This window comes from Streptomyces sp. CA-294286, assembly GCF_050947155.1.
Classification (GTDB): domain Bacteria; phylum Actinomycetota; class Actinomycetes; order Streptomycetales; family Streptomycetaceae; genus Streptomyces.
Genome location: NZ_CP192005.1, coordinates 3,024,882 through 3,038,927, shown reverse-complemented (window position 1 = coordinate 3,038,927; position 14,046 = coordinate 3,024,882). Strand labels below are relative to the sequence as shown.

Below are 14,046 nucleotides of genomic sequence, written 5' to 3'. Positions count from 1 at the left end.
ATCCTGAACCAGGTATGTCTACTTCCTTCGCCGACCTCCAGGCCACCCTCGCCCAGAGCTCGCTCCGTGACGCCCACCGCCTCGGCCGCCGACTCGAAGGCGCCCGTCGCATCCGCAAGCCGGAGGCCCGGCAGTCGGTCCTGGACGAGATCGCCGCCGAGGCGGAGAAGTCCGCCCGCAGAGTGGCGGCCCGCGCCGCCCGCGTGCCCACGATCACGTACCCCGAGTCCCTCCCCGTCAGCCAGAAGAAGGCCGACATCGCCGAGGCGATACGCGACCACCAGGTCGTGATCGTCGCGGGCGAGACCGGCTCCGGCAAGACGACGCAGATTCCGAAGATCTGCATGGAGCTGGGCCGCGGCGTGAAGGGCATGATCGGCCACACCCAGCCCCGCCGCATCGCCGCCCGCACGGTGGCGGAGCGCATCGCGGACGAGTTGAGGACGCCGCTGGGCGAGGCCGTCGGCTGGAAGGTCCGCTTCACCGACCAGGTGAACCAGGACGCGACCTTCGTGAAGCTGATGACGGACGGCATCCTGCTCGCCGAGATCCAGACGGACCGCGAGCTGCGCGCGTACGACACGATCATCATCGACGAGGCCCACGAGCGTTCCCTCAACATCGACTTCCTGCTCGGATACCTCGCCCAGCTCCTCCCCCGGCGCCCCGACCTCAAGGTCGTGATCACCTCCGCGACCATCGACCCCGAGCGCTTCTCCCGGCACTTCGGCGACGCGCCGATCGTGGAGGTGAGCGGCCGTACGTACCCCGTCGAGGTCCGCTACCGGCCGCTGCTGGAGGAGGAGGGCGACGACTCGGACCGCGACCAGATCACCGCCATCGCGGACGCCGTGGACGAGCTCCAGGCCGAAGGCCCCGGCGACGTCCTCGTCTTCCTCTCCGGGGAGCGGGAGATCCGCGACACGGCCGACGCCCTCACCAAGCGGAATCTGCGCCACACCGAGGTGCTCCCCCTCTACGCGCGCCTCTCGCACGCCGAGCAGAACCGTGTCTTCCAGCGCCACACGGGCCGACGCATCGTCCTGGCCACCAACGTCGCCGAGACCTCGCTGACCGTCCCGGGCATCAAGTACGTCATCGACCCGGGCACCGCCCGCATCTCCCGCTACAGCCACCGCACCAAGGTCCAGCGGCTGCCCATCGAGCGGATCAGTCAGGCGAGCGCCAACCAGCGCAAGGGGCGTTGCGGGCGTACGTCGGACGGCATCTGCATCCGGCTGTACTCCGAGGACGACTTCCTCAGCCGTCCCGAGTTCACGGACGCGGAGATCCTCCGCACGAACCTCGCCTCCGTCATCCTCCAGATGACCGCCGCGGGGCTCGGAGAGATCGAGAAGTTCCCGTTCATCGACCCGCCGGACCACCGCAACATCCGTGACGGCGTGCAGCTCCTCCAGGAGCTCGGGGCACTCGACCCGAACGAGAAGGACCCGAAGAAGCGGCTGACGGAGCAGGGGCGCAAGCTGTTCCAGCTGCCCGTCGACCCGCGTCTGGCGCGCATGGTCCTGGAGGCCGACAAGAACGGTTGCGTACGGGAAGTCATGGTGATCGCCGCCGCGCTCTCCATCCAGGACCCGCGTGAGCGCCCCGTCGAGAAGCAGCAGCAGGCGGACCAGAACCACGCCCGGTTCAAGGACGAGACGTCCGACTTCCTGTCGTTCCTGAACATGTGGCGGTACATCCGGGAGCAGCAGAAGGAGCGCGGCTCGTCCTCGTTCCGGCGGATGTGCAAGCAGGAGTACCTGAACTTCCTGCGGATCAGGGAGTGGCAGGACATCTACGCCCAGCTGCGGTCCGTCGCCAAGCAGATGGGAATACACCCGAACGAGGAGGACGCGCCGGAGACCTCCGTCCACACCTCCCTCCTCGCCGGTCTCCTCTCCCACATCGGGCTCAAGGACACCGACAAGAACGAGTACCTGGGCGCACGGAACGCCAAGTTCGCGATCTTCCCCGGGTCCGCGCTGTTCAAGAAGCAGCCCCGGTTCATCATGTCGGCCGAGCTGGTGGAGACCTCCCGGCTGTGGGCCCGGGTCAACGCCAAGGTCGAGCCGGAGTGGATCGAGCCGCTCGCCCAGCACCTCCTCAAGCGCACGTACAGCGAACCGCACTGGGAGAAGGACCAGGCGGCCGTCATGGCGTACGAGCGCGTCACGCTGTACGGGGTGCCGATCGTCGCGCAGCGGAAGGTGAACTACGGCCGGATCGACGCCGAGGTCTCCCGCGACCTGTTCATCCGCAACGCGCTCGTCGAGGGCGACTGGCGCACCCACCACAAGTTCTTCGCCGACAACCGCAAGCTGCTGACCGAGGTCGAGGAGCTGGAGCACCGCGCCCGCCGCCGCGACATCCTGGTGGACGACGAGACCCTCTTCGACTTCTACGACCAGCGCATCCCCGAACACGTCGTCTCCGGCGCGCACTTCGACTCGTGGTGGAAGCACAAGAAGCGCGAGGAGCCCGAGTTCCTCGACTTCGAGCGCGAGATGCTCATCAACGAGAAGGCCGCGGGGGTCACCAAGGACGACTACCCGGACTCCTGGCGGCAGGGCCCGCTGAAGTTCCGGGTGACCTACCAGTTCGAGCCGGGCGCGGACGCGGACGGCGTGACCGTCCACATTCCGCTCCAGGTGCTCAACCAGGTCACCGACGAGGGCTTCGACTGGCAGATCCCGGGGCTGCGCGAGGAGGTCGTCACCGAGCTGATCCGGTCGCTGCCGAAGCCGGTCCGCCGGCACTACGTGCCCGCGCCGAACTATGCGCAGAGGTTCCTGGACCGGGCGGTTCCGTTGCAGGAGCCGATCCACTTCACGCTCGCCCGCGAGCTCCAGAAGATGGTCGGGGTGCCCGTCTCCCCCGCCGACTTCGACCTCTCGCGCATTCCGGACCACCTCAGGATCACGTTCCGGATCGTCGACGAGCGGCGCAAGAAGCTCGCCGAGGACAAGGACCTGGAGGCCCTGCGGCTGCAACTGCGCCCCAAGGCCCGCCAGGCGCTCTCCAAGGCGGCTGCCGCGACGGCGGAACGCTCCGGCGGCGAGACCATCGAGCGCACCGGCCTCACCGACTGGACCATCGGCACGCTGACCAAGGTCTTCGAGACCAAGCGCGCCGGACAGCCGGTGAAGGCGTATCCGGCGCTCGTCGACAAGGGCGCCTCGGTCTCCGTGCAGCTCTTCGACACCGAGGCCGAGCAGCGGCAGGCGATGTGGGCCGGCACCCGCCGCCTCATCCTGCTCAACATCCCCGTGAACCCCGCCAAGTTCGCCTCCGACAAGCTCACCAACCAGCAGAAGCTGGCCCTCTCCAGCAACCCGCACGGCTCCATCCAGGCCCTCTTCGACGACTGCGCGACGGCCGCGACGGACAAGCTGATCGCCGACCACGGCGGCCCCGCCTGGGACGAGGAGTCGTTCCGGAAGCTGTACGACAAGGTGCGCGCCGACCTCGTCGACGCGACCGTGCGGACCGTGCACCAGGTCCAGCAGGTGCTCGCCGCCTGGCAGGCCTGCGAGCGCCGTCTGAAGTCCACGAAGAGCCCCGTGCTGCTGCCCAACCTCGCGGACGTGCGCAAGCAAGTGGACGCCCTGATGCCGGCCGGGTTCGTGACGAGGACCGGCCTCAAGCGGCTGCCGCACCTGATGCGTTACCTCGTGGCCGCCGACCGCCGCCTCCAGCAGATGCCGACCGGCGCCCAGCGCGACACCGCGCGCATGGAGAAGGTCCACGAGATGCAGGACGAGTACGCCTGGCTGCTGGAACAACTGCCGCAGGGCAGGCCCGTTCCGCAGGAGGTACGGGAGATCCGCTGGATGATCGAGGAGCTGCGGGTCAGCTACTTCGCGCACGCGCTGGGCACGGCGTACCCGGTCTCCGACAAGCGCATCGTGAAGGCGATCGACGCGGCCGTCCCGTAACGGGGAGCCGCTTCGAAGCTGGTTCGACTGCACCCTCTGACCTGCTGTACAGTCTGTCTCGCAGCAACACGCACACACCGCGCAAGTGGAGTGAACGGCTGCGAATCAAGGTCCTGTGGAGCAGTTTGGAGTGCTCGCCACCCTGTCAAGGTGGAGGCCGCGGGTTCAAATCCCGTCAGGACCGCAGTAAGTTCGAGGCCCGCATCCGCACCGGATGCGGGCCTCGGCGCGTGTGCCCCGTCCCGACCCGGCCCTTCGGACCGGTCCCTCCCCGCGTCTTGACGCGGGCATCTGCCACCGGTACCCCGGACATCAGGGGATCGGGAGGTGACGAGTGACGGCTCCCACCGCACGGCACGCGACGCGGGCACTGCTGCGCGCCCACCTGTCCGCAGCCACCGGCTACCGGCACCGCACGGAGCACTGTCCGGTCTGCCGCAAGCTGCTGCGGCTCGCGATGGAACCGGAGCCGGACACCCGGACCCCCGAGGACCCGGACTCCCCGCACCGGCCCGCCGGGAGCCGGCCCGCGACCGGGGAGGGATTGCAGGACGAAAGCCCTCCGGACTCGTGACCATCGCCGCCGGACCGGCTTTCCTCCCGGTGGCAGGATCGGTTCGGCAAGCACCAGGGGCTGTGACGGGTGTCACCCAAAGAGTTCTTTGAGTCGGGGTATTTACCCCCGCCTTACAATCCGCCAATTTAATATATGCAATTGCACTCCCCCCGGCTTTCCCCCGACCCCCCCTTCCGGCCCGGGGCAGCCACAGGCGGCCCGGTGGGCACGAGCGACCTCCCCCCGGGAGTCCGAGGTGCCGCAGGGCCGTACAGGGCGACACAGGCCCCTCCCGGGCACAAAAAAATCGCGCTGGACCCGGCGGAGTCCAGCGCGATCAATGACCCGGCTCCCGTTGGGGCGGGTGCCGGTCATGTGGAGCTTGGGGTGGGCGGCGGACCGAGTTGGGGGACCCGTGTCCGAAGTGCCCTGCAATGCGGGGGTGTTGCCATGCACTGCGTGTGGTGCGGTGCTGCGGGTGGAGAAGATGAAGCGGTAGTGCGAGGTAATGCGATGCCTCAGGCCTCGCTGCGCTGCTGCGGAATACCCGCAAGCAGTGCGCGGACCTCGGCCTCGCGGTAGCGCCTGTGCCCACCCAGCGTGCGGATGGACGTGAGCTTGCCTGCCTTGGCCCAGCGGGTCACCGTCTTCGGGTCCACACGGAACATCGTGGCGACCTCAGCCGGGGTCAGCAGCGGCTCGGCGTCAGGGGTGCGAGCGGTCATGAGCGGCCTCCTCGGGAGAACCGAACCATCACGGTTCTTTCCTCTAAATTCTGCACCTTGACCCGCGTTGCCCGAAATGGCGGACGCGGGCCGAGTCGGTTATAGGACGAACGGCTTGTCCTCGGCACTACAACTACACCATCCGTCCAGCCGCGTGGGCCAAACCGATGGAATTGCCCTCTGAGGTGTTCATCCGCGACGGAAGCCGATGGACCATGCCATAGCGGACAGTCACGCCACTGTGACGATCAGTCACAGAGCGATCAGGAGTCGTCAGACCCCCCATAGAGTGCAATGCCGAGCAATCCGCCCTTAGTTGGACGGAAGGAGCCCTCTCCGGACTCCTTGTCCTATTTTGACACGAGGGACGGGGATGGGCGCAAGGGGTGCTTTAGTGCTGTCCGTCACGCTTGACACAAAAGCCCGGATCAGGACGTAGGTCCCGACCCCCTCGCTCCCACCTATTTCACGACGTGTCCCACGACCTGTCTCACGCACCACATCACGGTCCGGTTCACCGTTAGCTCAGGTTTCGCTCAAATCGCATTCTGCCCACGGCCCTCCGACGGCCCGGAGGGAACAAAACGGCACACATGCGCCCACTTCCGGAAACGAACCGGTACGGGCTCAGTTCGCGAACTGCCGGTCGCGGACCACCCGCCACCGCTCCGCGAGCCTGCCGTACGCCCGCGCCGCCCCGTCCGGGTCGCCGTCCCGCAACGCCCCCAGCCCGGCCTCCACGTCCGCCGCCGAACGGTCCGTCGCGAGCTGCGTCTCGTCCAGTACGTGGGCCAGTCCGCCGTAGTCCAGTTCGACGAGGGAACGGGGGTGGAACTCCTCCAGCCAGCGCCCCACCTCCACCAGCCCCGACACCAGCGGCCCCTCGCCCGTGTGCTCCCGCAGCGTGCGCAGCCCGCGCGCCACCCGTCGCCGCGCCTGCACCATCGGCGTCCGGTAGCGCAGCACGGGCGCGCAGTCGGCACAGCCCTTCACGTACTCCCGTTCCTGGTCCTCGAAGAGGACGAACCAGCGCACCGGCACGTGCCACACCGAGGTCTTGATCCACGGCCGCGCGTCCGGGTTCCGCTCCCGCCACCGCTCGTGGTCGGCCCGCGCCTGCTCCCGTACGAGCGGGGGCACCGCGGCGTCCAGCAACGGCCCCGGGTACTGCCCGGCCGCCTCCTGGAGGGCCAGCCAGCCGCGCAGCCGGGTGCGCCACGGGCAGACCACCACCACCTCGTCGACCTCGGCCACGTACGCGTCGCCGCTCTCGTGCACCGGCACCGCGACGGGCGGGGTGGGCAGCAGACCGGCCAGGGCGGCGCGGAGCTCGTCCTGGGCGGAGGGGAGGGCGGCGCGGCGGGCGTAGCGGGCCCAGTGGGTCCGTTCCGGTTCCGGGAAGGCGGCCAGCGGTTCGTACACCCGCAGGGACGACACGTACGGGACGATCACCGATGACGCCAGGGGCACGCCTGCTCCTCACTGCGACCGGACCCACGACCGGGCCGCCCGTCCGGCCACGGACGACCGGAAACAAATCGTCCCACGGTGTCCCCCGGAAGGAGGTGATCTGCGGCACTCCGCCCTTGCGAGCTGCCCCCGGGGCCTAATCTCATGCCCAACGGGCCCTCTCCACCCGTAAGAGGGCCCACCGCCTCGTACTTGGGAGTCACCACAGTGACCGCATCTTCCGACGGCGTCCTGCACACCCTGTTCCGCTCGGAGCAGGGAGGCCACGAGCAAGTCGTGCTCTGCCAGGACCGCGCCTCCGGCCTCAAGGCCGTCATCGCCCTGCACAACACGGACCTCGGTCCGGGCCTGGGCGGCACCCGCTTCTACCCGTACGAGAGCGAGGCGGCAGCCCTGGAGGACGCCCTGAACCTCTCGCGCGGCATGAGCTACAAGAACGCGCTGGCCGGTCTCGACCACGGCGGCGGCAAGGCCGTCATCATCGGCGACCCGGAGCAGATCAAGACCGAGGAGCTGCTGCTGGCGTACGGCCGCTTCGTCGCCTCCCTCGGCGGTCGCTACGTGACCGCGTGCGACGTCGGCACGTACGTGGCGGACATGGACGTCGTGGCGCGCGAGTGCCGCTGGACGACCGGCCGCTCCCCCGAGAACGGCGGCGCGGGCGACTCCTCCGTACTGACCGCCTTCGGCGTCTTCCAGGGCATGCGCGCCTGCGCCCAGCACCTGTGGGGCGATCCCACGCTGCGCGGTCGCACGGTGGGCGTGGCCGGCGTCGGCAAGGTGGGCCACTACCTGGTCGAGCACCTGCTGGAGGACGGCGCGGAGGTCGTCGTCACGGACGTGCGCGAGGAGTCCGTACGCCGCGTGACCGACAGGCACCCCCAGGTCACCGTGGTCGCCGACACCGAGGCGCTGATCCGGGTCGAGGGCCTGGACATCTACGCCCCGTGCGCGCTCGGCGGCGCCCTGAACGACGAGAGCGTGCGGGTGCTGACGGCGGGAGTGGTGTGCGGGGCGGCCAACAACCAGCTCGCGCACGCGGGCGTCGAGAAGGACTTGGCCGACCGCGGGATCCTGTACGCGCCGGACTACGTGGTGAACGCCGGCGGGGTCATCCAGGTGGCCGACGAGCTGCACGGCTTCGACTTCGACCGGTGCAAGAAGAAGGCCGCGAAGATCTTCGACACCACACTGGAAATCTTCGCACGTGCGAAGAGCGATGGCGTTCCTCCAGCCGCGGCGGCCGACCGGATCGCCGAACAGCGGATGGCCGAGGCCCGCGCCGAACGCTGACGGAGGGCTCCCAGGAGGGGACGGACCGCCGGGCGGGGAGACATCGCTCACCCCCCTCGGCGGGTCGGGCGTCAGGAAGGGGCTAAAATCGCGGTTGACCAGCGGGGACGGTACGTCTCGCCGGTCGTGCTTCGAGGCGTCTCGTGCGGGCGGCGTACCGTATGGCCAAAGAAGCAGGTACCGTTGAAGTCCTGCGGACCGGTCTCTCCACGGAGGGCCCGTTCCCAACCATGAACGCGTGTCAAGACTCTGGGGCCGTCGAGCCCCGTCACCGAGGGGGTCGAGCCATGGGGCGCGGCCGGGCAAAGGCCAAGCAGACGAAGGTCGCCCGCCAGCTGAAGTACAGCAGCGGCGGCACCGACCTGTCGCGTCTGGCCAGCGAGCTGGGCGCTTCGACTTCGCAACAGCCGCCTAACGGCGAGCCGTTCGAGGACGATGACGAGGAAGACGACCCGTACGCACAGTACGCGTCGCAGTACAACGACGAGGACGAGGACGATGAGTCCGGACCTTCGTCGCAGCGCCGCGGCGCTTGACGCCTCACCTTTGGCGTTCGTACACCTCGAACATATTCATAAGGTTTGAGCAGTACCGTTTGACCACCGGACCCGGTCCGGGGCTCGCGCCCCGGGCCGGGTTCTGTGCGTCCTACTTCGCGTAGTCGCCGGTGAGGGCCGCGCCCTCGCGGTGGTCGCCGCGGGCGGTGATTTCGCCGGCCACCCAGGAGTCGACGCCGCGGTCGGCGAGGGCGGCCAGGGCCACGTCCACCGACTGCTCGGGCACGACGGCGATCATGCCGACGCCCATGTTGAGGGTCTTCTCCAGTTCGAGGCGCTCGACGTTCCCGGCCCTGCCGACGACGTCGAAGACGGCGCCGGGGGTCCAGGTCGAGCGGTCGACGGTGGCGTGCAGATGGTCGGGGACCACCCGGGCCAGGTTGTTGGCCAGGCCGCCGCCGGTCACGTGGCTGAAGGCGTGGACCTCGGCGGTGCGGGTGAGGGCCAGGCAGTCCAGCGAGTAGATCTTGGTGGGCTCCAGCAGCTCCTCGCCGAGAGTGCGGCCGAACTCCTCGATCTCCTGCTCCAGGGACCAGCCCGCGCGGTCGAAGACGACGTTGCGCACCAGCGAGTACCCGTTGGAGTGCAGGCCGGAGGAGGCCATCGCGATCACGGCGTCGCCCTCGCGGATCCGGTCCGCGCCGAGGAGCTGGTCGTACTCCACGACACCGGTACCGGCGCCCGCCACGTCGAAGTCGTCCGGGCCGAGCAGTCCCGGGTGCTCGGCCGTCTCGCCGCCGACCAGGGCGCAGCCGGCGAGGACGCAGCCCTCGGCGATGCCCTTCACGAGGGCGGCGACCCGCTCGGGGTGCACCTTGCCCACGCAGATGTAGTCGGTCATGAACAGCGGCTCGGCGCCGCAGACGACGAGGTCGTCCACGACCATGCCGACCAGGTCGTGGCCGATGGTGTCGTACACACCCATCCGGCGGGCGATGTCGACCTTCGTGCCGACGCCGTCGGTCGCGGAGGCGAGCAGCGGACGCTCGTAGCGCTTGAGGGCGGAGGCGTCGAAGAGGCCGGCGAATCCGCCGAGGCCGCCCAGCACCTCGGGCCGCTTCGTCTTCTTCACCCACTCCTTCATGAGTTCCACGGCGCGGTCGCCGGCTTCGATGTCGACGCCCGCGGACGCGTAGCTGGCACCGGTGGTCTCAGACTTCTCAGACATGGGGAGGTGAGAACTTTCGTGTCGAACAGCGAGGGTCTACGGGCCCGCTACGGGCGACGGAGCGCTTCGGCGGCGGCGGTGTTCGCCACTCCGGCCGCGAGCTCGGTCTCCAGGAGCTGCTTGCCGAGGAGCTCCGGGTCGGGGAGATCCATGGGGTACTCGCCGTCGAAGCAGGCGCGGCAGAGGTTCGGCTTGTCGATCGTCGTCGACTCGATCATGCCGTCGATGGAGATGTACGCCAGCGAGTCGGCGCCGAGCGAGGTGCCGATCTCCTCGATGGTCATTCCGTTGGCGATCAGCTCCGCGCGGGTGGCGAAGTCGATGCCGAAGAAGCAGGGCCACTTCACCGGCGGGGAGGAGATCCGGATGTGGATCTCCGCCGCGCCCGCCTCGCGGAGCATCTTGACCAGTGCGCGCTGGGTGTTGCCGCGGACGATCGAGTCGTCGACGACCACCAGGCGCTTGCCCTTGATGACTTCCTTGAGCGGGTTGAGCTTGAGACGGATGCCGAGTTGGCGGATCGTCTGGGACGGCTGGATGAAGGTCCGGCCGACGTACGCGTTCTTGACGAGCCCGGAGCCGTACGGAATCCCGCTGGCCTCGGCGTAACCGATCGCGGCGGGGGTGCCGGATTCGGGCGTCGCTATGACGAGATCGGCCTCGGCAGGAGCTTCCGCGGCCAGTTTGCGGCCCATCTCGACCCGGCTGAGATAGACGTTGCGGCCCGCGATGTCGGTGTCGGGGCGCGCGAGGTAGACGTACTCGAAGACACAGCCCTTGGGCTTCGCTTCTGCGAATCGAGAGGTGCGGAGGCCGTTCTCGTCGATCGCGAGCATCTCGCCCGGCTCGACCTCGCGGACGTACGCGGCACCACAGATGTCGAGGGCGGCGGACTCGGAGGCCACCACCCAGCCGCGCTCCAGACGGCCCAGCACCAGCGGGCGGATGCCCTGCGGGTCGCGGGCCGCGTACAGCGTTCCCTCGTCCATGAAGACGAGGGAGAAGGCGCCTATGACCTGGGGGAGCACCTTTGCGGCGGCCTCCTCGACGGTCAGCGGCTTGCCGTCGTCGTCGGTCTGGCCCGCGAGGAGCGCGGTGACCAGGTCGGTGTCGTTGGTGGCGGCCACCTGGGTGGCGCGGCCGTTCTCCTTGGGGAGTTCGGCGACCAGCTCGGCGAGCTGTGCCGTGTTCACCAGGTTTCCGTTGTGGCCGAGCGCGATCGAGCCGTGCGCGGTGGCACGGAACGTCGGCTGCGCGTTCTCCCACACCGAGGCTCCGGTGGTGGAGTAGCGGGCGTGACCGACCGCGATATGGCCCTGGAGGGAGCCGAGAGAGGTTTCGTCGAAGACTTGCGAGACCAGTCCCATGTCCTTGAAGACCAGGATCTGGGACCCGTTGCTTACTGCGATTCCCGCGGATTCCTGTCCGCGGTGCTGCAGTGCATACAGTCCGAAATAGGTGAGCTTGGCGACCTCTTCGCCGGGAGCCCAGACACCGAAGACGCCGCAAGCGTCCTGGGGGCCTTTCTCACCGGGGAGCAGGTCGTGGTTGAGTCGTCCATCACCACGAGGCACGGCACCGAGTGTAGGCGAGATCGACCACTGGTCCGAATTGGGGATACGGGCGGGCGACACCCCGGGGCGAAACGGTCCTGCTGGAGCAGGCCGCAGGGACGGGTTTCCGGTCCGGGGCCCGGGGTCCGGACCGGGCGCGGGCTGGGGTCCGGTCCGGGGCCCGGCGTCCGGGCTGGGCCGGGCCGGGCCGGAGCGCGTTTCGGAGGCACGGGCGCGCGCATCGGGGCCGGTGGGGCGGGTAGCGGTACGGGTTCCGGGCCGGAGCGGCTGTGGGTGCGGGTTCGGGCGTCCGGGCCCGGGGCGGGTCGCGGGCCGGGGGCACGGACGGCTCCGGGCCGGTGGGACGGGTCCCGGCTCGGATTCGGGGCCGGTGGCGCGGTTTCCGGCCGGGCTTCCGGGCCGGGCCGGGGAGAAGCTGCCAGTGCGGGTTCCGGCTTCCGGATCCGGGGATGGGTCACGGGCCGGGGGGCGGGGGCGCGTGGATCGAAGCCCGGTGGCCGGATCTCCCGGGGCATCGATGCATGCGGCCCGTGGTGGCCGACTGGGCGGCCGGTAAGGGCGGCCCGGCAGGTCTCTCTGCGGGGCCATGCCGAACATGCCGAAGTCGTACAGAACCGGCGCTGCGGGCGGCGTGCGGGGGGCGCACGGGCTGTCGTCGAGCACCGCCCCTCGACGAGCCCGACGAGCCCGAGCGCGGCCGGTCCGCTGCCCCTACGGGCGAGCCCGGCACCGCAGAGAGCCGTACGGGCGCCGTGCGGGCCGTATGAGGCGCACGCAGACCGGTCGTACGGGGCGCGCGTACGGCGTCCGGGCGTCGGCGTGCGGGCGCGCCCACGACACGGCCCCTGCACGGCTACCTGCGGCGTCGGCCTGCACGGCTGACCTGCGCGGTCGGCCCGCACGGCTGACCTGCGCGGCCGGACTTCACCGCCGACCTGCGCGGCCAACCGGCACCGCCGGCCTGCGCGGCTGACCTGCACCACCGGCGTACGAGCCGTGCGAGGGCGGCGGCTACTTCGCCGCCTTCGCCTCCAGGCCCTTGCCGTCGGCTGCCGTGAGGGTCAGGGAGCGGCCGTCCACGCTGTACTTCACCTTGCCCGTCAGCACCTTCAGCAGGTCCTTCTCCACCGTCCCCTCGGCGCCCTGGCACAGCATCCGGGTGGTGGCGACGCGACCGAATTCGAGCGTGCCGTCGCCCTGCTGGGCCCTGCCGTTCAGGGAGTTGCAGCCGGTGTGCCCGCGGACCGTACCGTCCTTGCCGAAGGTCAGGTACGCCTTTCCGCCGGTGCCCTCGGGGAGCGACCTGGCCGTCTCGCCCTCCTGGAAGCCGCTGACGTTCCACTTGGTTCCGGTGAGGGGGGCGGTCGGCTCCACCGGCTTCGAGGTGAGGGCGATCGTGCCGCCCTTCGACGTGGTGAGGGTCAGCCGGCTGTCGTCGAGTTCCGCCTTCAACGGGTCTTCGAGGGCCTTGCGCATCGCGAGCTCGAAGTCCTGGTCCTCGCAGGCGATCTGGGTGGACAGCAGCTTGTCGAAGTCGACGGTGTCGCCCTTGACGGTGGCCTTGCCGGTAAACGAGTTGCAGCCGTAGTGGCCGGTGACCGCGCCCTTGTCGTCGATCCTGACGTAGACGCCGTCCGGAGCCGGGGCCTTCTTGCCGCCCACGGTCGCGCTCTCGACCGACCACCGCACGCCGGTCAGCGGCACGTCGGTCTGCACGGTGTCGTCGCCACCCTCCTTCCCGCTCCCTTCGGAGCCGGCACCCGTTTCCGTACCGCAGGCCCCCAGGGCCAGGAGCGCCACGGCGGTGACGGGAACGGTCAGCATCTTCCGCGTCCTGAGCTTCGGCTTCGTCTGCATGCCGGTGTGACGGAACAGGTGGGGCGAACGGTTCCACTTGTCCCCGCGCAGGCCCGCCCGTCAGCCCATGATCGGCAGCACCCCCACCAGATCGGCACGCTCTCCACTGGCTCTGACCTGCCCGTTCGCGATTTCCTCGGCCCATTGTGTACGTCCTGTGGCAAGCCGGATCCAGGTCAGCGGATCGGTCTCCACGACGTTCGGCGGGGTTCCCCTGGTGTGCCGCGGCCCTTCGACGCACTGCACCACCGCGAACGGCGGGATCCGGACCTCCGTGGACGCGCCGGGCGCCTTCGCGGCGAGGGCGTCGGCGAGCAGCCGGGTGCAGGCGGCCAGCGCCTGGCGGTCGAACGGCACCGCCACCCCGGTCGCCCGCGCCAAGTCGTCGCTGTGCACGACGAGTTCGACGAGGCGGGTGACGAGGAAGTCCGCGAAACGCATAGTGCCGACCCGGGTGCGTACCACCCGCTCGTCGTCCGCGCCCGGCAGCACCTGAGCGATCGTGGCGGCACGTGCGTACAGCTCCGCCACGGGGGCGTCCGCCGCGGCTCCCCTGGTGTCCTCGGCGATCCGCCCCGCCAGGTCCGCGGTCGCGAACGGCCAGTCCAGCAGGCCGACTTCCGCCTTCCCCGCGGGCCCTTCCCCGGTCGCCGAGCCCGGGAGGCCCCCCTCCGGCGCGGGATCCGCGAGCGCCCGTACGGCCGACTCCACCCCCAGGGACACGTGCGCCGCCAGCTCCCGCACCGACCAGTCCCCCAGTCCGCCGGGCGCCGCGAGCTGCTCGTCGGACAGCCCGACCACCACCGTGCGCAGGTGGCCGAACTGGGCGAGGACGGCGGCCCGGGACCTGGCCGGGTCGTAGGTGCGGGGGCGCTTCTTCTTCGCGGCGTTCGCTGGCATACGGACGA

The 14,046-nt window shown here is 69.9% G+C and carries 10 protein-coding genes and 1 tRNA gene; 5 read left to right on the top strand and 6 right to left on the bottom strand.

Annotated elements, in window-relative coordinates:
• Positions 1–14: 14 nt before the first annotated feature.
• The 3 genes from hrpA to ACQPZG_RS18245 all read left to right on the top strand — a co-directional run bounded on the left by hrpA (position 15) and on the right by ACQPZG_RS18245 (position 4,512).
• Positions 15–3,938 (top strand): ATP-dependent RNA helicase HrpA, encoded by a 3,924-nt coding sequence (hrpA, locus tag ACQPZG_RS18255; RefSeq protein WP_433546806.1) that lies wholly within the window; start codon positions 15–17, stop codon positions 3,936–3,938.
• Positions 3,939–4,047: 109 nt separating this feature from the next.
• Positions 4,048–4,122: transfer RNA gene (locus ACQPZG_RS18250), tRNA-Asp, on the top strand.
• A 150-nt stretch (positions 4,123–4,272) separates the two neighbouring features.
• The gene (locus ACQPZG_RS18245; protein ID WP_433546805.1) at positions 4,273–4,512 is read left to right on the top strand and encodes a DUF6274 family protein; all 240 of its coding nucleotides are present in this window, start codon (positions 4,273–4,275) and stop codon (positions 4,510–4,512) included.
• A 500-nt stretch (positions 4,513–5,012) separates the two neighbouring features.
• Here the strand turns inward: ACQPZG_RS18245 and bldC are convergent, their stop codons facing one another.
• Together bldC and ACQPZG_RS18235 are read right to left on the bottom strand one after the other, a co-directional pair.
• Positions 5,013–5,219: a developmental transcriptional regulator BldC gene (gene bldC / locus ACQPZG_RS18240; protein ID WP_003949541.1), complete on the bottom strand. Its 207-nt coding sequence runs from the start codon at positions 5,217–5,219 to the stop codon at positions 5,013–5,015.
• A gap of 627 nt (positions 5,220–5,846) precedes the next feature.
• Positions 5,847–6,689 (bottom strand): hypothetical protein, encoded by an 843-nt coding sequence (locus ACQPZG_RS18235; protein WP_433546804.1) that lies wholly within the window; start codon positions 6,687–6,689, stop codon positions 5,847–5,849.
• A 207-nt stretch (positions 6,690–6,896) separates the two neighbouring features.
• Between ACQPZG_RS18235 and ACQPZG_RS18230 the strand changes: the two genes are divergently transcribed.
• Positions 6,897–7,982: a Leu/Phe/Val dehydrogenase gene (locus tag ACQPZG_RS18230; protein WP_433546803.1), complete on the top strand. Its 1,086-nt coding sequence runs from the start codon at positions 6,897–6,899 to the stop codon at positions 7,980–7,982.
• A 287-nt stretch (positions 7,983–8,269) separates the two neighbouring features.
• Entirely contained in the window at positions 8,270–8,518 is a 249-nt protein-coding gene (locus ACQPZG_RS18225; RefSeq protein ID WP_185032232.1) for a DUF3073 domain-containing protein, read from the top strand.
• A gap of 112 nt (positions 8,519–8,630) precedes the next feature.
• On the opposite strand, the gene purM is transcribed toward ACQPZG_RS18225, so the two are convergent.
• The 4 genes from purM to ACQPZG_RS18205 form a co-directional block, all read right to left on the bottom strand.
• Positions 8,631–9,707 carry a phosphoribosylformylglycinamidine cyclo-ligase gene (gene purM, locus ACQPZG_RS18220; RefSeq protein ID WP_433546802.1) on the bottom strand — a complete coding sequence of 359 codons (1,077 nt, stop codon included), beginning with the start codon at positions 9,705–9,707 and terminating at the stop codon, positions 8,631–8,633.
• 47 nt (positions 9,708–9,754) lie between these two features.
• Positions 9,755–11,281, bottom strand: coding sequence for an amidophosphoribosyltransferase (gene purF / locus ACQPZG_RS18215; RefSeq protein ID WP_433546801.1), 1,527 nt, complete (start codon positions 11,279–11,281; stop codon positions 9,755–9,757).
• A gap of 1,011 nt (positions 11,282–12,292) precedes the next feature.
• Entirely contained in the window at positions 12,293–13,138 is an 846-nt protein-coding gene (locus tag ACQPZG_RS18210; protein WP_433546800.1) for an META domain-containing protein, read from the bottom strand.
• Between the two features lie 60 nt (positions 13,139–13,198).
• Positions 13,199–14,038 carry a sterol carrier family protein gene (locus ACQPZG_RS18205; protein WP_433546799.1) on the bottom strand — a complete coding sequence of 280 codons (840 nt, stop codon included), beginning with the start codon at positions 14,036–14,038 and terminating at the stop codon, positions 13,199–13,201.
• Positions 14,039–14,046: the final 8 nt, after the last annotated feature.